28 protein-coding genes are annotated in these 21383 nt (G+C 66.3%); all 28 read left to right on the forward strand.

Features of this window, described 5'->3' with window-relative positions:
• Window positions 1-189: 189 nt before the first annotated feature.
• The 28 genes from ABD844_RS49950 to ABD844_RS50085 all read left to right on the forward strand — a co-directional run bounded on the left by ABD844_RS49950 (window position 190) and on the right by ABD844_RS50085 (window position 21268).
• Entirely contained in the window at window positions 190-4065 is a 3876-nt protein-coding gene (locus ABD844_RS49950; protein WP_344896254.1) for a DNA-directed RNA polymerase subunit beta', read from the forward strand.
• A gap of 621 nt (window positions 4066-4686) precedes the next feature.
• On the forward strand, window positions 4687-5061 hold the full coding sequence (gene rpsL / locus ABD844_RS49955; RefSeq protein ID WP_049572713.1) for a 30S ribosomal protein S12: 375 nt from the start codon (window positions 4687-4689) through the stop codon (window positions 5059-5061).
• A gap of 2 nt (window positions 5062-5063) precedes the next feature.
• Complete coding sequence (gene rpsG, locus ABD844_RS49960) at window positions 5064-5534, forward strand: 30S ribosomal protein S7 (RefSeq protein ID WP_020542314.1); 471 nt, start codon at window positions 5064-5066, stop codon at window positions 5532-5534.
• An 84-nt stretch (window positions 5535-5618) separates the two neighbouring features.
• Window positions 5619-7667: an elongation factor G gene (gene fusA, locus ABD844_RS49965; protein WP_425568803.1), complete on the forward strand. Its 2049-nt coding sequence runs from the start codon at window positions 5619-5621 to the stop codon at window positions 7665-7667.
• Window positions 7668-7816: 149 nt separating this feature from the next.
• Entirely contained in the window at window positions 7817-9010 is a 1194-nt protein-coding gene (tuf, locus tag ABD844_RS49970) for an elongation factor Tu (RefSeq protein WP_344896264.1), read from the forward strand.
• Window positions 9011-9277: 267 nt separating this feature from the next.
• Entirely contained in the window at window positions 9278-9586 is a 309-nt protein-coding gene (gene rpsJ / locus ABD844_RS49975; protein WP_012887830.1) for a 30S ribosomal protein S10, read from the forward strand.
• A 14-nt stretch (window positions 9587-9600) separates the two neighbouring features.
• The gene (rplC, locus tag ABD844_RS49980; protein ID WP_344896267.1) at window positions 9601-10254 is read left to right on the forward strand and encodes a 50S ribosomal protein L3; all 654 of its coding nucleotides are present in this window, start codon (window positions 9601-9603) and stop codon (window positions 10252-10254) included.
• Window positions 10251-10898, forward strand: a complete 648-nt coding sequence (gene rplD, locus ABD844_RS49985) for a 50S ribosomal protein L4 (protein ID WP_344896270.1) — start codon at window positions 10251-10253, stop codon at window positions 10896-10898. The genes rplC and rplD overlap by 4 nt, the downstream gene beginning before the upstream one ends.
• Window positions 10898-11200 (forward strand): 50S ribosomal protein L23, encoded by a 303-nt coding sequence (gene rplW / locus ABD844_RS49990; RefSeq protein ID WP_344896273.1) that lies wholly within the window; start codon window positions 10898-10900, stop codon window positions 11198-11200. Before rplD ends, rplW begins: the two co-directional genes overlap by 1 nt.
• 107 nt (window positions 11201-11307) lie before the next feature.
• Window positions 11308-12144 carry a 50S ribosomal protein L2 gene (rplB, locus tag ABD844_RS49995; RefSeq protein WP_344896276.1) on the forward strand — a complete coding sequence of 279 codons (837 nt, stop codon included), beginning with the start codon at window positions 11308-11310 and terminating at the stop codon, window positions 12142-12144.
• A gap of 11 nt (window positions 12145-12155) precedes the next feature.
• Complete coding sequence (gene rpsS, locus ABD844_RS50000; protein ID WP_026214153.1) at window positions 12156-12434, forward strand: 30S ribosomal protein S19; 279 nt, start codon at window positions 12156-12158, stop codon at window positions 12432-12434.
• 24 nt (window positions 12435-12458) lie between these two features.
• Complete coding sequence (rplV, locus tag ABD844_RS50005) at window positions 12459-12812, forward strand: 50S ribosomal protein L22 (RefSeq protein ID WP_049572697.1); 354 nt, start codon at window positions 12459-12461, stop codon at window positions 12810-12812.
• Entirely contained in the window at window positions 12812-13651 is an 840-nt protein-coding gene (rpsC, locus tag ABD844_RS50010; protein ID WP_344896281.1) for a 30S ribosomal protein S3, read from the forward strand. The genes rplV and rpsC overlap by 1 nt, the downstream gene beginning before the upstream one ends.
• Window positions 13652-13653: 2 nt before the next feature.
• On the forward strand, window positions 13654-14073 hold the full coding sequence (gene rplP / locus ABD844_RS50015; RefSeq protein ID WP_344896284.1) for a 50S ribosomal protein L16: 420 nt from the start codon (window positions 13654-13656) through the stop codon (window positions 14071-14073).
• Between the two features lie 82 nt (window positions 14074-14155).
• Window positions 14156-14392, forward strand: a complete 237-nt coding sequence (gene rpmC / locus ABD844_RS50020; protein WP_106253417.1) for a 50S ribosomal protein L29 — start codon at window positions 14156-14158, stop codon at window positions 14390-14392.
• Window positions 14385-14687, forward strand: coding sequence for a 30S ribosomal protein S17 (rpsQ, locus tag ABD844_RS50025; RefSeq protein WP_344896289.1), 303 nt, complete (start codon window positions 14385-14387; stop codon window positions 14685-14687). The genes rpmC and rpsQ overlap by 8 nt, the downstream gene beginning before the upstream one ends.
• 192 nt (window positions 14688-14879) lie before the next feature.
• Window positions 14880-15251, forward strand: a complete 372-nt coding sequence (gene rplN, locus ABD844_RS50030) for a 50S ribosomal protein L14 (RefSeq protein WP_026214151.1) — start codon at window positions 14880-14882, stop codon at window positions 15249-15251.
• A gap of 8 nt (window positions 15252-15259) precedes the next feature.
• Entirely contained in the window at window positions 15260-15565 is a 306-nt protein-coding gene (gene rplX, locus ABD844_RS50035) for a 50S ribosomal protein L24 (RefSeq protein ID WP_344896912.1), read from the forward strand.
• A complete protein-coding gene (rplE, locus tag ABD844_RS50040; RefSeq protein WP_344896294.1) occupies window positions 15565-16140 on the forward strand; it encodes a 50S ribosomal protein L5 in 576 nt (191 codons plus the stop codon). Before rplX ends, rplE begins: the two co-directional genes overlap by 1 nt.
• A 3-nt stretch (window positions 16141-16143) precedes the next feature.
• Window positions 16144-16329 carry a type Z 30S ribosomal protein S14 gene (locus ABD844_RS50045; RefSeq protein ID WP_020542298.1) on the forward strand — a complete coding sequence of 62 codons (186 nt, stop codon included), beginning with the start codon at window positions 16144-16146 and terminating at the stop codon, window positions 16327-16329.
• 150 nt (window positions 16330-16479) lie between these two features.
• Window positions 16480-16878 (forward strand): 30S ribosomal protein S8, encoded by a 399-nt coding sequence (gene rpsH, locus ABD844_RS50050; protein WP_344896298.1) that lies wholly within the window; start codon window positions 16480-16482, stop codon window positions 16876-16878.
• 16 nt (window positions 16879-16894) lie between these two features.
• The gene (gene rplF / locus ABD844_RS50055; protein ID WP_344896301.1) at window positions 16895-17437 is read left to right on the forward strand and encodes a 50S ribosomal protein L6; all 543 of its coding nucleotides are present in this window, start codon (window positions 16895-16897) and stop codon (window positions 17435-17437) included.
• Between the two features lie 2 nt (window positions 17438-17439).
• Window positions 17440-17823 (forward strand): 50S ribosomal protein L18, encoded by a 384-nt coding sequence (gene rplR, locus ABD844_RS50060; protein WP_344896304.1) that lies wholly within the window; start codon window positions 17440-17442, stop codon window positions 17821-17823.
• 49 nt (window positions 17824-17872) lie between these two features.
• Window positions 17873-18502: a 30S ribosomal protein S5 gene (gene rpsE, locus ABD844_RS50065; RefSeq protein ID WP_344896307.1), complete on the forward strand. Its 630-nt coding sequence runs from the start codon at window positions 17873-17875 to the stop codon at window positions 18500-18502.
• A gap of 2 nt (window positions 18503-18504) precedes the next feature.
• Window positions 18505-18687: a 50S ribosomal protein L30 gene (gene rpmD, locus ABD844_RS50070; RefSeq protein ID WP_344896310.1), complete on the forward strand. Its 183-nt coding sequence runs from the start codon at window positions 18505-18507 to the stop codon at window positions 18685-18687.
• A gap of 2 nt (window positions 18688-18689) precedes the next feature.
• Window positions 18690-19145: a 50S ribosomal protein L15 gene (gene rplO, locus ABD844_RS50075; RefSeq protein WP_344896313.1), complete on the forward strand. Its 456-nt coding sequence runs from the start codon at window positions 18690-18692 to the stop codon at window positions 19143-19145.
• 168 nt (window positions 19146-19313) lie between these two features.
• Window positions 19314-20618, forward strand: a complete 1305-nt coding sequence (gene secY, locus ABD844_RS50080; protein ID WP_344896316.1) for a preprotein translocase subunit SecY — start codon at window positions 19314-19316, stop codon at window positions 20616-20618.
• On the forward strand, window positions 20618-21268 hold the full coding sequence (locus ABD844_RS50085) for an adenylate kinase (protein ID WP_344896319.1): 651 nt from the start codon (window positions 20618-20620) through the stop codon (window positions 21266-21268). Before secY ends, ABD844_RS50085 begins: the two co-directional genes overlap by 1 nt.
• Window positions 21269-21383: the final 115 nt, after the last annotated feature.

The raw sequence follows: 21383 nt of genomic DNA on the forward strand, positions 1-21383 counted from the left end.
CCTTCAAGGTGCTCATCAAGGAGATGCAGTCGCTGTGCCTCAACGTCGAGGTGCTCTCCAGCGACGGCATGTCCATCGAGATGCGCGACACCGACGAGGACGTCTTCCGCGCCGCGGAAGAGCTCGGGATCGACCTGTCCCGGCGTGAGCCGAGCAGCGTGGAAGAAGTCTGAGGGGGAGATCGCACAAATGCTGGACGTCAACTTCTTCGACGAGCTTCGGATCGGGCTGGCGACGGCCGACGACATCCGTCAGTGGTCGCACGGCGAGGTCAAGAAGCCCGAGACCATCAACTACCGCACCCTCAAGCCGGAAAAGGACGGGCTCTTCTGCGAGAAGATCTTCGGCCCCACCCGCGACTGGGAGTGCTACTGCGGCAAGTACAAGCGGGTCCGCTTCAAGGGCATCATCTGTGAGCGCTGCGGCGTCGAGGTGACCCGGGCCAAGGTGCGTCGTGAGCGGATGGGCCACATCGAGCTGGCCGCGCCGGTCACGCACATCTGGTACTTCAAGGGCGTCCCGTCGCGTCTGGGCTACCTGCTCGACCTGGCCCCGAAGGACCTGGAGAAGGTCATCTACTTCGCGGCGTACATGATCACGCATGTCGACACCGAGATGCGTGAGCGTGACCTGCCCTCGCTGGAGGCGAAGATCTCCGTCGAGCGGCAGCACATCGAGCAGCGCCGCGACGCCGACGTCGAGTCCCGGCAGAAGAAGCTCGAGGCCGACCTGGCCGAGCTGGAGGCCGCCGGCGCCAAGGGCGACCAGCGCCGCAAGGTCCGCGAGGGCGCCGAGCGCGAGATGCGTCAGCTCCGCGACCGGGCCCAGCGCGAGCTCGACCGGCTCGACGAGGTCTGGAGCCGCTTCAAGAACCTCAAGGTCCAGGACCTCGAGGGCGACGAGCTGCTCTACCGCGAGATGCGCGACCGCTTCGGCCGCTACTTCAAGGGCGGCATGGGCGCGCAGGCGATCCAGGACCGGCTGATCAGCTTCGACCTCGACGCCGAGGCCGAAAACCTGCGCGAGACCATCCGCAGCGGCAAGGGCCAGAAGAAGGCCCGCGCGCTCAAGCGGCTCAAGGTCGTGTCGGCGTTCCTCAACACGACCAACTCGCCGCGCGGCATGGTGCTCGACTGCATCCCGGTCATCCCGCCGGACCTGCGCCCGATGGTGCAGCTCGACGGTGGCCGGTTCGCGACCTCCGACCTCAACGACCTGTACCGCCGGGTCATCAACCGGAACAACCGCCTCAAGCGTCTGCTCGACCTTGGCGCGCCCGAGATCATCGTGAACAACGAGAAGCGGATGCTCCAGGAGGCCGTCGACGCGCTGTTCGACAACGGCCGTCGCGGTCGCCCGGTCACCGGTCCCGGCAACCGGCCGCTGAAGTCCCTCAGCGACATGCTGAAGGGCAAGCAGGGCCGCTTCCGCCAGAACCTGCTGGGCAAGCGAGTCGACTACTCCGGCCGTTCGGTCATCGTCGTCGGCCCGCAGCTCAAGCTGCACCAGTGCGGTCTGCCCAAGCAGATGGCGCTGGAGCTGTTCAAGCCGTTCGTGATGAAGAGGCTGGTCGATCTCAACCACGCCCAGAACATCAAGTCGGCCAAGCGGATGGTCGAGCGCGCCCGCCCCGTGGTGTGGGACGTGCTCGAAGAGGTCATCACCGAGCACCCGGTGCTGCTCAACCGCGCTCCGACGCTCCACCGCCTGGGCATCCAGGCGTTCGAGCCGCAGCTCGTCGAGGGCAAGGCCATCCAGATCCACCCGCTCGTCTGCACCGCGTTCAACGCGGACTTCGACGGCGACCAGATGGCCGTGCACCTGCCGCTGTCGGCTGAGGCCCAGGCCGAGGCACGCATCCTGATGCTCTCGACCAACAACATCCTCAAGCCGGCCGACGGCAAGCCCGTCACCATGCCCACCCAGGACATGGTCATCGGCCTCTACTGGCTGACGACCATGAAGGAGGGCGCGCTGGGCGAGGGCCGCGTGTTCGGCTCGATCGCCGAGGCGCAGATGGCCTTCGACCGCCGCGAGCTGGAGATCCAGGCGAAGATCCAGCTCCGGATGAAGGACGTCCTGCCGCCGCGCGAGTGGGTGGCCCCCGAGGGCTGGGAGCAGGGCGACTCGATCCGGCTGGAGACCACGTTCGGGCGGTGCCTGTTCAACCAGACGCTGCCGGACAGCTACCCCTTCGTCGACTTCCAGGTCGGCAAGAAGCAGCTGTCCACGATCGTGAACGAGCTGGCGGAGACCTACCCCAAGATCGAGGTGGCCGCCTCGCTCGACGCGCTCAAGGACGCCGGCTTCCGCTGGGCGACCCGCTCCGGTGTCACCATCTCGATCGAGGACGTCGTCGCGCCCCCGAACAAGACCGACATCATGGAAAACTACGAGCGCCGGGCCGACAAGGTCCAGCGCGAGTACGAGCGCGGTCTGATCACCGACGAGGAGCGCCGCCAGGAGCTCATCGAGATCTGGACGCACGCCACGGCCGACGTCGAGACCGACATGGTCAACGCCTTCCCGGCGACCAACCCGGTCTGGATGATGGTCAACTCCGGCGCCCGTGGTAACAAGATGCAGGTCCGGCAGATCGCCGGCATCCGCGGCCTGGTGTCCAACACCAAGGGTGAGACGATCCCGCGGCCGATCAAGGCCTCGTTCCGCGAGGGCCTGTCGGTGCTGGAATACTTCATCTCCACCCACGGTCAGCGGAAGGGTCTGGCTGACACCGCGCTGCGTACCGCCGACTCGGGTTACCTGACCCGTCGTCTGGTCGACGTGGCGCAGGACGTCATCGTCCGCGAGATCGACTGCGGCACCGACCGCGCGGTCCCGCTGAACGTGGCCGACCGCGACGCGACGGGCAACCTGGTCAAGGCGGAGAACGCCGAGTCCAACGTGCACGGCCGCATCCTGGCCGAGGACGTCGAGGTCGACGGCAAGATCGTCGTCCCGGCGGGTGTCGACATCAACGACATCCACGTGACGAAACTGGTCGAGGCCGGGGTCGAGACCGTGCGCACCCGCAGCGCGCTGGTCTGCGAGGCCAAGATCGGCGTCTGCGCGACCTGCTACGGCCGCTCGCTGGCCACCGGCAAGCTCGTGGACGTCGGCGAGGCGGTCGGCATCATCGCCGCCCAGTCGATCGGTGAGCCCGGCACGCAGCTCACGATGCGTACGTTCCACACCGGTGGTGTGGCCGGCGCCGACATCACCCACGGTCTGCCCCGTGTCACGGAGCTGTTCGAGGCGCGCATCCCCAAGGGTGTCGCCCCGATCTCCGAGGCCGAGGGCCGGGCCCGGATCGACGAGACCGACAAGACCAGGAAGATCGTCGTCACCCCCGACGACGGGTCGGAGGAGATCGCCTACCCGGTGTCGATGCGTTCGCGCCTGCTCGTGCAGGACGGGCAGCGCGTCGGGGTCGGGCAGCAGCTCGTCGCCGGTGCGGTCAACCCCAACGAGGTGCTGCGCATCCTCGGCCCCCGGGCCGTGCAGTTGCACCTGGTGGCGGAGGTCCAGCAGGTCTACCGGTCGCAGGGTGTGTCGATCCACGACAAGCACATCGAGATCATCGTGCGGCAGATGCTCAAGCGCGTGAACGTGCTGGAGTCCGGTGACACCGACCTGCTGCCCGGCGAGCTCGTGGAGCGGCCGCGCTTCGAGCTGATGAACCGCGAGACGGTGGCGGAGGGCGGCTCGCCGGCCGCCGGCCGTCCGGTGCTCATGGGCATCACGAAGGCGTCGCTGGCCACCGAGTCGTGGCTGTCGGCGGCCTCCTTCCAGGAGACGACCAGGGTGCTGACGGACGCGGCGATCCACGCCAAGTCCGACTCGCTCCTCGGCCTGAAGGAGAACGTCATCATCGGCAAGCTCATCCCGGCCGGCACCGGCATGCCGCAGTACCGCAACATCCGGGTGGAGCCGACCGAGGAGGCCAAGGCCGCCATGTACACCGTCGGCGGTTACGACGGCACGGCGGCCGACTACACCTTCGGCACCGGCAGCGGCGAGGCCGTGCCGCTGGAGGAGTACGACTTCGGCCAGTACAACCGGTGAAGTCCTAGTCGCCGTTAGGTGACGCGCCCGGGTCTCTCGTCGCGAGAGGTCCCGGGCGCGTCGCGTTTGCGGCCCGTGGACCCGTGGGCCTGTCTCGGCTTCGCGGGGCCGCCGGAGAACGTCCTGGGGACGGACGTGACGGCGTACGGACGCGTCCGTGGCCGTCTCGGGCGGTCTTCCGGCGGTCCTCCGGCGACGGAGGGTTGAGCGACACGGCAAGGACGGGTTACGGGTGGATGGCGGTTTGCGATGTGGGGAGCGGAACACTCCAAGGGGCTATATCATGACCTCGGAGCTGTAGATGGGCTGGATGAACAGTCCCAGGCGACCCAGAGCGACAAGGCTTGCCGTCTTTGTCGCGCCGTTTTGACGTGTCGCATGGGCCTGGGTAGTCTTGGACATCGTGCCCGTCTTGTAGCGGGCTCTCGGCCGTGCGCTCAGTTTGGGCGCAGGACGGCTTCCTGGCTCGTAATCCTCGCGGATGTGTCTGCGCAGTAGCGCGACACGCCCGAGCGCGGGGGCACCGAGACAAGAGAAACCAGCAGGTCATGACACCGGCAGCGCCTGCGAAAACGCAAGATCCATGACGTAGTACCGGCCAAGGCACGAAACGGAGTGGCAGTGCCCACTATTCAGCAGTTGGTCCGTAAGGGCCGGCAGGACAAGGTCTCCAAGACCAAGACTCCTGCCCTCAAGGGGAGTCCGCAGCGCCGCGGCGTCTGCCAGCGCGTGTACACCACGACCCCGAAGAAGCCCAACTCGGCACTGCGCAAGGTGGCCCGCGTTCGACTCACGAACGGCATCGAGGTCACGGCCTACATCCCCGGTGTGGGTCACAACCTGCAGGAGCACTCCATCGTGCTCGTGCGTGGCGGTCGTGTGAAGGACCTGCCCGGTGTTCGCTACAAGATCATCCGCGGTTCGCTCGACACCCAGGGTGTCCGCAACCGCAAGCAGGCCCGTAGCCGCTACGGCGCGAAGAGGGAGAAGAGCTAACCATGCCTCGTAAGGGTTCTCCTGGCCGTCGTCAGCTCATGGCTGACCCGGTTTACAGCTCGCCGCTGGTGACCGCCCTGATCAACAAGGTGCTCCTCGACGGCAAGCGTTCCATCGCGCAGTCGATCGTCTACGGCGCCCTCGAGGGCTGCAGGGAGAAGACCGGCAACGACCCGGTCGTCACCCTGAAGCGCGCGCTTGACAACGTCAAGCCGACCCTCGAGGTCCGCAGCCGTCGCGTCGGTGGCGCGACCTACCAGGTGCCGGTCGAGGTGCGCGCGGCGCGCAGCACCACCCTGGCCCTGCGCTGGCTGGTGCAGTACTCCCGCGCCCGCCGCGAGAAGACCATGACCGAGCGCCTCATGAACGAGCTCCTCGACGCCAGCAACGGCCTCGGGGCGAGCGTGAAGAAGCGCGAGGACACCCACAAGATGGCCGAGTCCAACAAGGCCTTCGCTCACTACCGCTGGTAGTGGGTTCGACGAGACGACGAGGACGCGAGAGAAGTGGCCACCCAGACCGCTCTTGACCTGGCCAAGGTCCGAAACATCGGGATCATGGCCCATATCGACGCGGGCAAGACCACCACGACCGAGCGAATCCTGTTCTACACCGGTATCAACTACAAGATCGGTGAGGTCCACGAGGGCGCTGCCACGATGGACTGGATGGAGCAGGAGCAGGAGCGCGGCATCACGATCACGTCTGCCGCGACGACTTGCGAGTGGCTCGGTCACACCATCAACATCATCGACACCCCGGGTCACGTCGACTTCACCATCGAGGTGGAGCGTTCGCTCCGCGTGCTCGACGGTGCCGTCGCCGTGTTCGACGGCGTCGCGGGGGTCGAGCCGCAGTCGGAGACGGTGTGGCGTCAGGCCGACCGCTACGACGTCCCGCGCATCTGCTTCGTGAACAAGATGGACCGTGTCGGCGCGGAGTTCCATCGCTGCGTCGACATGATGATCAGCCGTCTGGGTGCGAGCCCGGCTGTGATCCAGCTTCCGTGGGGTGTTGAGGCCGACTTCAAGGGCGTCATCGACCTCATCGGGATGAAGGGCCTCATCTGGAGCGCCGAGGCGGCCAAGGGCGAGATGTACGACACCGTCGACATCCCGGCCGACCACGCCGAGGCCGCCCGTGAGTGGCGTGACCGGCTCATCGAGACCGTGGCCGAGAACGACGACGAGCTGATGGAGCTCTTCCTCGAGGGCACCGAGCCCACCGAGGAGCAGTTGGTCGCGGCCATCCGCCGCGCCACGCTGGCCAGCGCCATCAACCCGGTCCTGTGCGGCACCGCGTTCAAGAACAAGGGTGTGCAGCCCCTGCTCGACGCGATCGTCGCCTACCTTCCGGCCCCGACCGACATCCCGGCCTTCAAGGGCCACGCGGTCGGTCACGAGGACAAGGTCATCGAGCGGCACGCGGACCCGACGGAGCCGTTCTCCGCTCTGGCCTTCAAGATCGCCAGTGACCCGCACCTGGGCAAGCTCACCTACATCCGCGTCTACTCGGGCACGCTCGAGACCGGTTCACAGGTCGTCAACTCTGTGAAGGGCAAGAAAGAGCGGATCGGCAAGATCTACCAGATGCACGCCAACAAGCGCGAGGAGCGCCCGACGGCGATCGCCGGCCAGATCGTCGCGGTCATGGGTCTGAAGGACACCACGACCGGCGACACCCTGTCCGACCCGTCCAACCAGGTCGTGCTCGAGTCGATGACGTTCCCGGCTCCGGTCATCAACGTCGCCATCGAGCCCAAGACCAAGGGCGACCAGGAGAAGCTGTCGACCGCGATCCAGCGGCTGGCCGAGGAGGACCCGTCCTTCCAGGTCCGTCGTGACGAGGAGACCGGTCAGACGGTCATCTGGGGCATGGGCGAGCTTCACCTGGAGATCCTCGTCGACCGTATGCGCCGCGAGTTCAAGGTCGAGGCCAACGTCGGCCGTCCGCAGGTCGCCTACCGCGAGACCATCCGCCGCAAGGTGGAGAAGATTGACTACACCCACAAGAAGCAGACCGGTGGTTCCGGTCAGTTCGCGCGGGTGATCATCAATCTGGAGCCGCTGGGCGAGGGCAACGACGGCTACGAGTTCGAGAACAAGGTCTCCGGTGGCCGCGTCCCGAGGGAGTACATCCCGTCGGTCGACGCCGGCGCCCAGGAGGCCGCCGAGTTCGGCGTGCTGGCCGGTTACCCGATGGTCGGCGTGAAGGTGACGCTGACCGACGGTGCGGCCCACGACGTGGACTCCTCGGAAATGGCGTTCAAGATCGCTGGCTCGATGGCCTTCAAGGAGGCCGCGCGCAAGGCGGACGCCGTGCTCCTCGAGCCGATGATGGCCGTCGAGGTCACCACGCCCGAGGACTACATGGGTGATGTCATCGGTGACCTCAACGGTCGCCGCGGGCAGATCCAGGCGATGGACGACCGGGCCGGGGCCAAGGTCGTCCAGGCGCTCGTGCCGCTGTCTGAGATGTTCGGCTACGTGGGTGACCTGCGTAGCAAGACGCAGGGACGCGCGAGCTACAGCATGCAGTTCGACTCCTACGCGGAGGTGCCTCCGGGCATCGCCAAGGAGATCGTCGCGAAGGCCCGGGGCGAGTAGTTTCCGGTCCGACCGCGTGAGCGGCCGGACCAGGCTTCTGTCCTGGTCCCTGGTGGGGTGGTGAGAGCCACCCCGCCGCCAAGGGGTTCGGGAGTTCCCGGGCCCGAGTGTGTAGACGAAAGTCAGTCAGATTCTCAAGGAGAGAACCAGTGGCTAAGGCCAAGTTCGAGCGGACCAAGCCGCACATGAACATCGGCACCATTGGGCACATCGACCACGGCAAGACCACGCTGACCGCGGCGATCACCAAGGTGCTCCACGACCGCTTCCCCGAGCTCAACAAGGCGACCCCGTTCGACAAGATCGACAAGGCGCCGGAGGAGAAGGCTCGCGGCATCACGATCTCCATCGCGCACGTCGAGTACCAGACCGAGAAGCGCCACTACGCTCACGTGGACTGCCCCGGTCACGCCGACTACGTGAAGAACATGATCACCGGTGCGGCTCAGATGGACGGCGCGATCCTCGTGGTCGCCGCCACCGACGGCCCGATGCCGCAGACGAAGGAGCACGTCCTCCTGGCCCGCCAGGTCGGCGTCCCCTACATCGTCGTGGCGCTCAACAAGGCCGACATGGTCGACGACGAGGAGATCCTCGAGCTGGTCGAGCTCGAGGTCCGTGAGCTCCTGTCCGCTCAGGAGTTCCCCGGCGACGACCTGCCCGTCGTACGCGTCTCCGCCCTGAAGGCTCTCGAGGGCGACGAGAAGTGGGCCGACAGCATCGTCGAGCTGATGAACGCCGTCGACGAGAACGTGCCCGAGCCGCCGCGTGAGACGGACAAGCCGTTCCTCATGCCGGTCGAGGACGTCTTCTCGATCACCGGTCGCGGCACGGTCGTCACCGGCCGTATCGAGCGTGGCATCGTCAAGGTCAACGAGCAGGTCGACATCATCGGCATCAAGCCGGAGAAGACCACGACCACCGTCACCAGCATCGAGATGTTCAACAAGATGCTCGACGAGGGTCACGCCGGTGACAACGCCGCCCTGCTGCTGCGCGGCATCAAGCGCGACGACGTCGAGCGCGGCCAGTGCATCATCAAGCCGGGCACGACGACCCCGCACACCGAGTTCAACGGTCAGGTCTACATCCTGTCCAAGGACGAGGGCGGCCGCCACACGCCGTTCTTCAACAACTACCGCCCGCAGTTCTACTTCCGTACGACTGACGTGACCGGTGTGGTGAACCTCCCCGAGGGCACCGAGATGGTCATGCCGGGCGACAACACCGAGATGCGCGTTGAGCTGATCCAGCCCATCGCCATGGAGGAAGGTCTCAAGTTCGCGATCCGTGAGGGTGGCCGCACCGTCGGTGCCGGTCGGGTCACGAAGATCCTCAAGTAGCTAGATCGTCGGGGCGGCGGTCGGCCTCGGGTTCCGGGACCGACCGCCGCACTCGTGAACAGGCCCCATGAAAGGCGCCGTGATCCAGCAGTAGCTTCGGCCGGCTGTGGTGACACGTGACCGAAGTCACTGCCGGATCACGGAAGAAAAGGCAGTTCGACTTCGTCTGCCTCGTGGGGTAAATGCGGGCTTTCGCCCGCGTGAACACCAGCGGCAACAGGCCGCACGATACTTTTTCAGACGACAGCGAAGGACACCGAGGCCACTATGGCGGGACAGAAGATCCGCATCCGGCTTAAGGCCTATGACCACGAGGTCATCGACAGCTCGGCCAAGAAGATCGTCGAGACGGTGACGCGGACTGGCGCGAAGGTCGCGGGCCCGGTGCCGCTGCCGACCGAGAAGAACGTGTACTGCGTCATCCGCTCGCCGCACAAGTACAAGGACAGCCGCGAGCACTTCGAGATGCGCACGCACAAGCGGCTGATTGACATCATCGACCCGACCCCCAAGACGGTCGACTCGCTCATGCGGCTCGACCTCCCTGCGGGTGTCGACATTTCGATCAAGCTCTGAGGGAACGCACTGACATGGCTAAGACGATCAAGGGCGTCCTGGGCAAGAAGCTCGGCATGACCCAGGTCTTCGACGCGGACAACCGGATGGTTCCGGTGACCGTGGTCGAGGCCGGTCCGTGCGTGGTGACCCGCGTCCGCACCGCCGACAAGGACGGCTACTCCGCCATCCAGCTCGGCTTCGGGCAGGTCGACCCCAGGAAGGTCAACAAGCCGCTCGGCGACTACCTGCGTAAGCACGACATCACCCCGCGCCGTTACTTCGCGGAGATCCGCACCGACGACGCGAGCGACTACACCCTGGGCCAGGAGCTGCTGGCCGACACCTTCGAGGCCGGCCAGTTCGTCGACGTGACGGGCAAGAGCAAGGGCAAGGGCTTCGCCGGTGTCATGAAGCGGCACGGCTTCGGTGGTCTGGGCGCGTCGCACGGTACGCAGCGCAAGCACCGTTCGCCGGGTTCCATCGGTGGCTGCGCCACCCCGGGCCGCGTATTCAAGGGTCTGCGCATGGCTGGCCGGATGGGTAACGTCCGCACCACCGTGCAGAGCCTCAAGGTTCACTCCGTCGACGTCGAGAACGGTCTCATCCTGATCAAGGGTGCGATCCCCGGCGCCAACGGCAGCCTGGTCCTCGTCCGCACCGCCGCCAAGAAGGGGGCATCCAAGTGAGCACCACTATCGACGTCCTCGACGCCAGCGGCGCGAAGGCCGGCACGGTTGACCTGCCCGAAGACGTCTTCGGCGCCAAGGTCAACATTCCGCTGATCCACCAGGTGGTCGTGGCCCAGCTCGCCGCTCGCCGGCAGGGCACCCACAAGGCCAAGACCCGTGGTGAGGTCTCCGGCGGCGGCAAGAAGCCATACCGCCAGAAGGGCACCGGCCGCGCCCGCCAGGGCTCGACCCGGGCGCCGCAGTTCACCGGCGGTGGCGTCGTCCACGGCCCGGTGCCGCGCGACTACGCGCAGCGTACGCCCAAGAAGATGAAGGCCGCCGCCCTGCGCGGCGCCCTGTCCGACCGGGCCGGCGGCGGTCGCGTGCACGTGGTGAACTCCCTGGTCTCGGGCGAGACGCCCAAGACCAAGGCCGCCCTGCAGGCCCTGCGCAAGATCACCCAGGCTCCGCGGGTCCTCGTCGTGGTCGACTCCGACGACGAGCTGACCTGGCTGAGCCTGCGCAACGCGCCCGAGGTCCACCTGCTGGACGCCGGGCAGCTCAACACCTACGACGTGCTCGTGCACGACGACGTGGTCTTCACCCAGGAGGCGTACGACCAGGTCGTCACGCGACTGAGTGGCGGGAAGGAAGACGCCTGATGGAGAAGATCGCCGACCCGCGCGACATCATCATCAAGCCGGTCGTCTCCGAGAAGAGCTACGGCCTGATCGATGAGCACAACAAGTACACGTTCCTGGTGAGGAAGACCGCGAACAAGACCCAGGTCAAGATCGCCGTCGAGCAGATCTTCGGGGTCAAGGTCACCAGCGTGAACACCATCAACCGGCAGGGCAAGCGCAAGCGCACCCGTACCGGTTTCGGCAAGCGTCCCGACACCAAGCGCGCGATCGTGAGCCTGGTGGAGGGCGATCGGATCGACATCTTCGGTCAGATCGGCTGAGCGGCCAGAGAAGTGAGTGCGGACCGTACGGCCCGCGCGGGGCTGAGACCGTCGCGCTTCGGTGCGGCGGGCTCACCCATGTAACCGACGAAGGATGAACGAAAAAGATGGGCATCCGTAAGTACAAGCCGACGACCCCGGGTCGCCGCGGATCGAGTGTCTCGGACTTCTCCGAGATCACCCGCAGCACGCCCGAGAAGTCGCTGCTTGCGCCCCTTCACAGCAAGGGCGGCCGCAACGTACACGGCCGAGTCACCGCGCGCCACCAGGGCGGCGGTCACAAGCGCGCCTACCGGATCATCGACTTCCGTAGGCATGACAAGGACGGCATCCCGGCCAAGGTCGCTCACATCGAGTACGACCCCAACCGCACCGCCAACATCGCTCTGCTCCACTACGCCGACGGCGAGAAGCGCTACATCATCGCGCCGACCGGCCTCAAGCAGGGCGACCGTATCGAGAACGGCCCCGCTGCCGACATCAAGCCGGGCAACTGCCTGCCGCTGCGCAACATCCCGACCGGTACCTTCATCCACGCGGTGGAGCTCCGTCCGGGCGGCGGCGCCAAGCTCGGCCGCTCCGCGGGCGCGCAGATCCAGTTGCTCGCCAAGGAAGGCCAGTACGCCACGCTGCGTATGCCGTCCGGTGAAATGCGCCTGGTGGACGTGCGCTGCCGGGCGACGGTCGGCCAGGTCGGCAACGCCGAGCAGGCCAACATCAACTGGGGCAAGGCCGGCCGTATGCGGTGGAAGGGCAAGCGCCCGACCGTTCGTGGTGTCGCGATGAACCCGGTCGACCACCCGCACGGTGGTGGTGAGGGCAAGACCTCCGGTGGTCGCCACCCGGTGAACCCGAAGGGCAAGCCCGAGGGCCGCACCCGTCAGGCCAACAAGGCCAGCGACCGGTTGATCATCCGACGTCGGAGCAAGAGGAAGAAGCGGTAGGAGCAGCCGAGATGCCACGTAGCCTTAAGAAGGGTCCCTTCGTGGACGACCACCTGCAGAAGAAGGTGGATGTCCAAAACGAGAAGGGGACCAAGAACGTCATCAAGACGTGGTCGCGGCGCTCCATGATCGTCCCCGACATGCTCGGGCACACGATCGCCGTGCACGACGGCCGCAAGCACGTCCCGGTGTTCATCACCGAGTCGATGATCGGTCACAAGCTCGGAGAGTTCGCCCCGACGCGGACGTTCCGCAGCCACGTCAAGGAAGACCGCCGCAGCCGGCGGTAAGCGTCCCGGAAGTAGGAGAAGGCGATGGAAGCCAGGGCTCAGGCGCGGTTCGTCCGTGTCACGCCCCTCAAGGCCCGCCGTGTGGTGGACCTTATTCGCGGGCTGCCCGCTTCGGAGGCGCAGGCCGTGCTGCAGTTCGCTCCCCAGTCGGCGAGCGAGCCGATCTACAAGGTGCTCAGCAGCGCGATGGCGAACGCGGAGCACAACTTCGATCTCGACCCCAGCACGCTCTTCGTGAGCCGCGCCTGGGTCGACGAGGGCCCGACGCTGAAGCGGTTCCGCCCGCGTGCACAGGGTCGCGCCTATCGGATCAACAAGCGGACGAGCCACATCACCGTGATCGTGGAGTCCCGCGAGCCGAAGGGAAGGACCCGATAGTGGGCCAGAAGGTTAACCCGCACGGGTTCCGCCTCGGCATCACGACCGACTTCAAGAGCCGGTGGTACGCCGACAAGCTGTACAAGTCGTACGTCGCCGAGGACGTGGCGATCCGCCGCATGCTGCAGAAGGGCATGGAGCGGGCCGGCATCTCCAAGGTCGAGATCGAGCGCACCACCGACCGCGTGCAGGTGGACATCCACACCGCGCGTCCGGGCATCGTGATCGGCCGACGCGGCGCCGAGGCCGACCGCATCCGCGGTGACCTGGAGAAGCTGACCAAGAAGCAGGTCCAGCTCAACATCCTCGAGGTCAAGAACCCGGAGATCGACGCGCAGCTCGTCGCGCAGGGCGTGGCCGAGCAGCTGTCCAGCCGTGTCTCGTTCCGCCGTGCCATGCGCAAGGCGATGCAGTCGGCCATGAAGTCCGGCGCCAAGGGCATCCGTGTCCAGTGCTCCGGTCGTCTGGGCGGCGCCGAGATGTCGCGGTCGGAGTTCTACCGCGAGGGCCGGGTGCCGCTGCACACGCTCCGCGCGGACATCGACTACGGCTTCTACGAGGCCCGTACGACCTTCGGCCGCATCGGCGTGAAGGTCTGGATCTACAAGGGCGAGGCTCCGACCAGCCGCGCCGAGCGCGAGGCGGCCGCCGCCGGCGCCCGCGCCGGTCAGCGTCGCGAGCGTGACGACCGCCGTGGCGGTGGCGGTGACCGTCCCCGTCGCGGTGGCGGTGACCGTCCCCGTCGTGGTGGCGGCGGCCGCGCCCCCCGTAACGAGGCGGCCGCGCAGGCCGCCCCCGAGACCGGCCCGGCTGCTCAGCCGGGTGCTGAAGGGAGCTGACCATGCTGATCCCGCGCAGGGTCAAGCACCGCAAGCAGCACCGGCCTGACCGCAGCGGAGCCGCCAAGGGCGGCACCAGGGTCGTGTTCGGCGAGTTCGGCATTCAGGCGATTGAGCACTCGTACGTGACCAACCGCCAGATCGAGTCGGCCCGTATCGCCATGACCCGTCACATCCGCCGTGGCGGCAAGGTGTGGATCAACATCTACCCCGACCGTCCGCTCACGAAGAAGCCGGCCGAGACCCGCATGGGTTCCGGTAAGGGTTCGCCGGAGTGGTGGATCGCCAACGTCAAGCCCGGACGCGTGATGTTCGAGCTGTCGGGCGTGGCGGAGCCGATCGCTCGTGAGGCACTTCAGCGCGCGATTCACAAGCTGCCGATGAAGTGCAAGATCGTAAAGCGCGAAGTGGGTGACGCCTGATGTTCGCTGCGCGAACCACAAGCTCCCGATGCAGCGCTTACTCAACATGCAAGATCGTTAAGCGTGAAGTGGGTGAGGCGTGATGGCTAAGGGCCTGACCGCCGGCGAGCTGCGGCTCGAGGACGAGGACACCCTCGTCCAGAAGCTGAAGGAGGCGAAGGAGGAGCTGTTCAACCTCCGCTTCCAGGCGGCGACCGGTCAGTTGGAGAGCCACGGGCGGCTGCGTGCCGTCCGCCGCGAGATCGCCCGTATCTACACCGTGATGCGCGAGCGCGAGCTGGGCATCGTCACGGTCGAGAAGGAGACGAGCGATGGCTGAGACCGAGACCACTGAGACCACCCCCGAGGCTGCCGAGCAGGGCCAGCGGAACTTCCGCAAGGTCCGCGAGGGCCTCGTCGTCAGCGACAAGATGGACAAGACCGTCGTCGTCGCCGTCGAGGACCGGGTGAAGCACCGTCTGTACGGCAAGGTCATCCGCCGTACGACCAAGTACAAGGCACACGACGAGGCCAACGCCTGCGGCGTCGGCGACCGCGTGCTGCTGATGGAGACCCGCCCCCTCTCCGCCACCAAGCGGTGGAGGGTCGTGGAGATCCTCGAGAAGGCCAAGTAGGCGCTCTCGGATATACCGCGCCTCGTGGGGGCTCTCAGAGCCCCCATGACGGTGTCCAAGGACGCGAGGCCGCCCGGTCTCGCGTCGCCTGCGGTGCGGCGCCCCGAGGGGCGCTGTGGCCGTGGGAACAAGACAATGACGGGTTCCGCCAGGCTCAGAGATGAGAACCGGCGCGACTAACAGGAGTAAGACGTGATCCAGCAGGAGTCGCGGCTCAAGGTCGCCGACAACACGGGTGCGAAGGAGATTCTCTGCATCCGCGTTCTCGGTGGCTCGGGCCGACGCTACGCCGGTATCGGCGACGTCATAGTCGCCACTGTCAAGGACGCGCTGCCCGGCAGCACGGGCGTCAAGAAGGGCGACGTGGTCAAGGCCGTCATCGTCCGCACGGTCAAGGAGCGCCGCCGGCCCGACGGCTCCTACATCCGCTTCGACGAGAACGCCGCGGTCATCATCAAGGACAGCGGTGACCCTCGTGGCACCCGCATCTTCGGCCCGGTCGGCCGCGAGCTGCGCGACAAGAAGTTCATGCGCATCATCTCGCTCGCCCCGGAGGTGCTGTGATGTCGAAGCTGCACGTGAAGAAGGGTGACCTGGTCCAGGTCATCGCCGGCAAGGACAAGGGCGCCAAGGGCCGGGTGATCGCCGCTCTGCCGCGCGAGAGCCGCGTGGTGGTCGAGGGCGTCAACATGATCAAGAAGCACTCCAAGGAGACCCACCAGGGTCCGCGCGGCGCCAAGACCGGCGGCGTGCAGTCCATGGAGGCGCCGCTCCACGTCTCGAACGTGAAGAAGCTCAAGGACGACAAGCCCGCCGACAAGAAGCCCGCCGAGCAGAAGGCAGAAGGCGGCGCCGAGGAGACGGGTGGGGATAGCTGATGACCGCCACGACCACCGAGACCGAGCGTCCGACGCCGCGGCTGAAGACGAAGTACCGCGAGGAGATCGCGGCCCAGATCCGCGAGCAGTTCGGCATCGCGAACGTCATGGACGTCCCGGCGCTCACGAAGATCAAGGTCAACATGGGTGTCGGCGAGGCCGCTCGCGACTCCAAGCTGATCGAGGGCGCCGTCCGCGACCTCACCGTGATCACCGGCCAGAAGCCGGCCGTCGTCCGGGCGCGTAAGTCCATCGCCCAGTTCAAGCTGCGCGAGGGCATGCCGATCGGCGCGCACGTCACGCTGCGCGGCGACCGCATGTGGGAGTTCCTCGACCGCCTGCTGGCGCTGGCCCTGCCCCGTATCCGGGACTTCCGCGGCCTGTCGCCCAAGCAGTTCGACGGCAACGGCAACTACACGTTCGGCCTGACCGAGCAGGTCATGTTCCACGAGGTCGACCAGGACAAGGTCGACCGGCCGCGGGGCATGGACATCACGATCGTGACCACCGCGAAGAACGACGACCAGGGCCGGGCGCTGCTGAAGCTCCTCGGCTTCCCGTTCAAGGAGGCCTGACCAATGGCGAAGAAGTCGCTGATCGCCAAGGCGGGGCGCAAGCAGAAGTTCGAGGTCCGGGCGTACACGCGATGCTCGCGCTGCGGCCGGCCGCGCGCCGTCTACCGCAAGTTCGGGCTGTGCCGCGTGTGCTTCCGCGAGATGGCGCACCGGGGCGAGCTGCCCGGCATCACCAAGTCGAGCTGGTAGGTAACCTGGTGGGCGGCCCTGTGCCGCCCACACGGGCTTTCAAGTTTCCATAGATAACAGGACGCACTCCGCGTCCGTGACCGCGCCGAAGGTCCACCGGCAGAGCGCTGCTTGGCCGACTGGAAACCGCGGCGAGGAAGGCCACTGGCCATGACGATGACCGACCCGATCGCAGACATGCTCACTCGTCTGCGCAACGCGAATTCGGCATACCACGACAGCGTGATGATGCCGTATTCGAAGATCAAGGCGCACATCGCCGAGATCCTCCAGCAGGAGGGCTACATCCAGGCCTGGACCGTCGAAGACGCCAAGGTCGGGAAGAACCTCGTGGTGGAGCTCAAGTTCGGGCCGACCCGTGAGCGTTCGCTCGCGGGCCTGCGCCGGGTCTCCAAGCCCGGTCTGCGGGTTTATGCGAAGAAGGACAACCTGCCTCGAGTCCTGGGCGGACTGGGCGTCGCGATCATCTCGACGTCCCACGGTCTCATGACGGACAAGCAGGCCGGCAAGCGTGGTGTGGGCGGGGAAGTCCTCGCCTACGTCTGGTAGAGGGGAGGAACACAGCATGTCGCGAATCGGACGGCTGCCCATCCCTGTGCCGAATGGCGTGGACATCACGATCGACGGCCAGGATGTTCAGGTCAAGGGCCCGAAGGGCACGCTCACTCATACGGTCGCCGAGCCCATCAAGGTCGGGCGCGACGACGACGGCGCGGTCGCCGTCTCCCGCCCGAACGACGAGAACAAGGTGCGTGCCCTGCACGGCCTGTCCCGGACGCTGATCGCCAACATGGTGCAGGGCGTCACTCAGGGCTACTCCAAGAGCCTTGAGATCGTCGGCGTGGGTTACCGCGTCCAGGCCAAGGGCCCGAGGCAACTGGAGTTCTCGCTGGGCTTCAGTCACCCGGTCATCGTCGACGCCCCCGAGGGCGTCACCTTCCGCGTCGAGAAGCCGACCCTGTTCCACGTGGACGGCATCGACAAGCAGAAGGTCGGCGAGGTCGCGGCCAACATCCGCAAGCTGCGCAAGCCTGACCCGTACAAGGGCAAGGGCGTGCGCTACCAGGGCGAACAGATCCGCCGCAAGGTCGGAAAGGCTGGTAAGTAGGCATGGCTCCGAAGACTGCGTTCAGCAAGCACACGGCTGCCCGCACCGTCTCGCGGGCTCGCCGTCACCGCCGCGTCCGCAAGTTCGTCGTCGGTACGTCGGAGCGTCCGCGCCTGGTCGTCAACCGCTCGTCTCGTCACCTGTTCGTCCAGATCGTGGACGACTCCGTCGGCCACACGCTGGTGAGCGCCTCCACCATGGACGCCACCCTGCGTGCGATGGAGGCCGACAAGACCGAGAAGGCGAAGAAGGTCGGCGAGCTCCTCGCTCAGCGGGCCAAGGAAGCCGGGATCACCGCAGTCGTCTTCGACCGCGGCGGCAACCGGTATGCGGGTCGGATCGCGGCGCTGGCCGACAGCGCGCGCGAGGGCGGGCTCGAGTTCTGATGCGGGCCCGGGGAACGCAAATGATGGCAACTGAGATGAGGAACCACTGATGGCTGCAGCTCCGCGTCGCGGTGGCGGCACCGGTGGCGAGCGGCGGGACCGTCGTGACGACCGCCGCGGCGGCGCCGCCGAGAAGGGCGTCTCGTACATCGAGCGCGTAGTGAAGATCAACCGAGTGGCCAAGGTCGTGAAGGGTGGTCGTCGCTTCAGCTTCACCGCCCTCGTCATCGTCGGTGACGGCAACGGACTGGTCGGCGTCGGCTACGGCAAGGCCAAGGAAGTCCCCGCGGCCATCGCCAAGGGTGTCGAAGAGGCGAAGAAGCACTTCTTCAAGGTGCCTCGCATCCAGGGCACGATCCCGCACACCGTGCAGGGCGAGGAGGCGGCCGGGGTCGTCTTCCTGCGTCCGGCCTCGGCCGGTACCGGCGTCATCGCCGGTGGCCCGGTGCGCGCGGTGCTGGAGTGCGCGGGCATCCACGACGTGCTGTCCAAGTCGCTCGGCTCCGACAACCCGATCAACATCGTGCACGCCACCGTGGCGGCTCTGAAGGGCCTGTCGCGGCCCGAGGAGATCGCCGCCCGCCGTGGCCTGCCGATCGAGGACGTCGCCCCGCCCGCCATGCTCAAGGCTCGCGCCGAAGGTCTGGCCGAGGCCGCGGCGGCGAAGGCGGTGAGCTAGTCGTGGCACGCCTGAAGATCACTCAGGTTCGCTCGAAGATCGGTGGCAAGCAGAACCAGCGTAACTCGCTGCGTTCGCTTGGCCTGAAGCGAATCGGCGACGTCGTCGTCAAGGAGGACCGGCCCGAGATTCGCGGGATGGTCTCCGTGGTGACGCACCTCGTCGAGGTGGAAGAGGTCGACTAGTCATGACTGACAAGGCTCCGCTCAAGATTCACGACCTGCGTCCCGCTCCCGGCGCCAACAGGCCCAAGATCCGCAAGGGTCGCGGCGAGGCGTCGAAGGGCAAGACGGCCGGTCGCGGCACCAAGGGCAGCCACGCCCGTACGACGGTCCCCCTCGGTTTCGAGGGTGGCCAGGTGCCGCTGCAGAGGCGTCTGCCGAAGCTCAAGGGCTTCTCCAACGCCCTGTTCAAGACGACCTACCAGGTCGTCAACCTCGACAGGATCGGCGAGTTGTTCCCCGAGGGTGGCGAGGTCACCGTCGAGGCGCTGGTCGCCAAGGGTGCTGTTCGCAAGAACCAGCTCGTGAAGGTGCTCGGCACCGGCGAGATCTCGGTCGCGGTCACCGTGCAGGCGCACGCCTTCTCGGCCACCGCGAAGGAGAAGATCGCCGCTGCCGGTGGTTCCGTTACCGAGCTGTAAGAGCTATTACGCGGCGTGGGGGCTTTGACAATGGGCCCCCACGCCCGTAGTGCGTTAGAGTTCGCGAGACGGCAGGCTTCTGTCCGGCTCGTTTGACATGAGACTTCAGATGGCAGATCCCCGCACCATCGCTAACTCACACCGCCGTAAAGGCGCGCAGGAGGGACCGTGCTGACCGCGTTTACCCGGGCGTTCCGGACACCGGACCTGCGCAAGAAGTTGCTCTTCACCCTGGGCATCATCGCGCTTTTCCGTCTCGGATCGGTTCTGCCGACCCCGGGAGTCCACGTCCAGAACCTCGCCGCCTGTTTCGACCAGGCCCGTAGTGGCACAAGCGGCAATATCTACGGGATGGTCCAGCTCTTCAGCGGCGGTGCGCTGCTGAAGCTTTCGGTGTTCGCGCTGGGCATCATGCCGTACATCACCGCAAGCATCATTCTGCAGCTACTCGTCGTGGTGATCCCGCGTCTCGAGGCGCTGAAGAAGGAGGGCCAGGCCGGCCAGACCAAGATCACGCAGTATACGCGTTATCTGACCATCGGGCTCGCCATCCTCCAGTCGACCGCCTTCATCGCGTTGGCCCGTACCGGCCAGCTCTTCCCGAACTGTCAGCAGGAAGTCCTGCTCGACCCGGACAACATCTTCATGATCGTGACGATGGTGGTCATCATGACCGCCGGTACGTCGGTGATCATGTGGCTCGGTGAGCTGATCACCGACCGCGGTGTCGGCAACGGCATGTCCATCCTGATCTTCACCCAGGTCGTCGCGGTCTTCCCGTCCGAGCTGGCCAACATCTTCCAGGCCAACAAGTTCACCTTCGCGGTGGTCATGGTGGTCGGCATCTTCATGATCGCGGCGGTCGTCTTCGTCGAGCAGGCGCAGCGGCGCATCCCGGTCCAGTACGCCAAGCGCATGGTCGGCCGCAGGATGTACGGCGGCACCTCCACCTACATCCCGCTGAAGGTCAACCAGGCCGGCATCATCCCGGTCATCTTCGCGTCCTCGCTGCTCTACCTGCCGCAGCTCATCACCTCGCTCTTCTCGACGAGCGACAACGTGGTGATCACCTGGATCTCGCAGAACCTGGCCACGGGCGACACGCCGATCTACATGACCACGTTCTTCCTGCTGATCATCTTCTTCACGTACTTCTACGTGTCCATCACGTTCAACCCCACTGAAGTCGCCGACAACATGAAGAAGTACGGTGGTTTCATTCCGGGCATCCGCCCCGGCCGTCCGACGGCTGAATACCTGAACTTCGTGCTCACCCGTCTGACCGCGCCCGGCGCGCTCTATCTGGGTCTGATCTCCATGGTCCCGATCGTCGCGCTGGCGGTGGCCGGTGCGAGCCAGAACTTCCCGTTCGGAGGGACGAGCATTCTGATCATGGTAGGCGTCGGTCTGGACACGGTGAAGCAGATCGAGAGCCAACTGCAGCAGCGTAATTACGAAGGCTTCCTGCGGTAGTGCGTCTCGTTCTGGTCGGGCCCCCCGGAGCGGGTAAGGGGACACAGGCCCAGTACATCGCATCGAACCTGTCCATCCCGAAGATCTCGACAGGTGACATCTTCCGTGCCAACGTCTCGGGTGGCACGGACCTTGGCAAGCTGGCCAAGACCTACATGGACCGTGGCGATCTGGTGCCCGACGAGGTCACCATCGCCATGGTCCGTGACCGTCTGTCCGAGGACGACGCGCAATACGGGTTCCTGCTCGACGGCTTCCCGAGGAACGTCGCGCAGGCCGAGATCCTGCGCGACATGCTCAAGGACTGGGGCCAGGCGCTCAACGTCGTACTCGAGTTGGTCGTCGACGACGACGAGGTGGTCAGGCGGCTGGCCGGCCGGCGCACCTGCAGCCAGTGCGGCCGCATCTGGCACGTCGAGTTCGACGACAAGAAGGACGACAAGTGTGACGCGTGCGGGGGCGCGCTCTTCCAGCGTGACGACGACAAGGAGGAGACCGTCAGGCACCGCCTGGAGGTCTACCAGGTGCAGACGGCCCCGTTGGTCTCCTACTACGCCGACGAGGGCATCCTGGTGGGCGTCGACGCGACCGGGCCGGTCGAAGAGATCACCCAGCGGGCCATGGACGCGATCCGGCCGTTCATGGAGTAGCTGGGCCCTTTGTGGGTTAGCCGGGTACGCACCGATTCGCGGAGGTGGCACGGGTTTCCGTGCCACCTCGCGGCTATTGTGGGGGAATTGGGCTCCCATCGTGGCCCGTTGAGAC

The sequence above is a fragment of the Nonomuraea antimicrobica genome (assembly GCF_039536965.1).
Classification (GTDB): domain Bacteria; phylum Actinomycetota; class Actinomycetes; order Streptosporangiales; family Streptosporangiaceae; genus Nonomuraea; species Nonomuraea antimicrobica.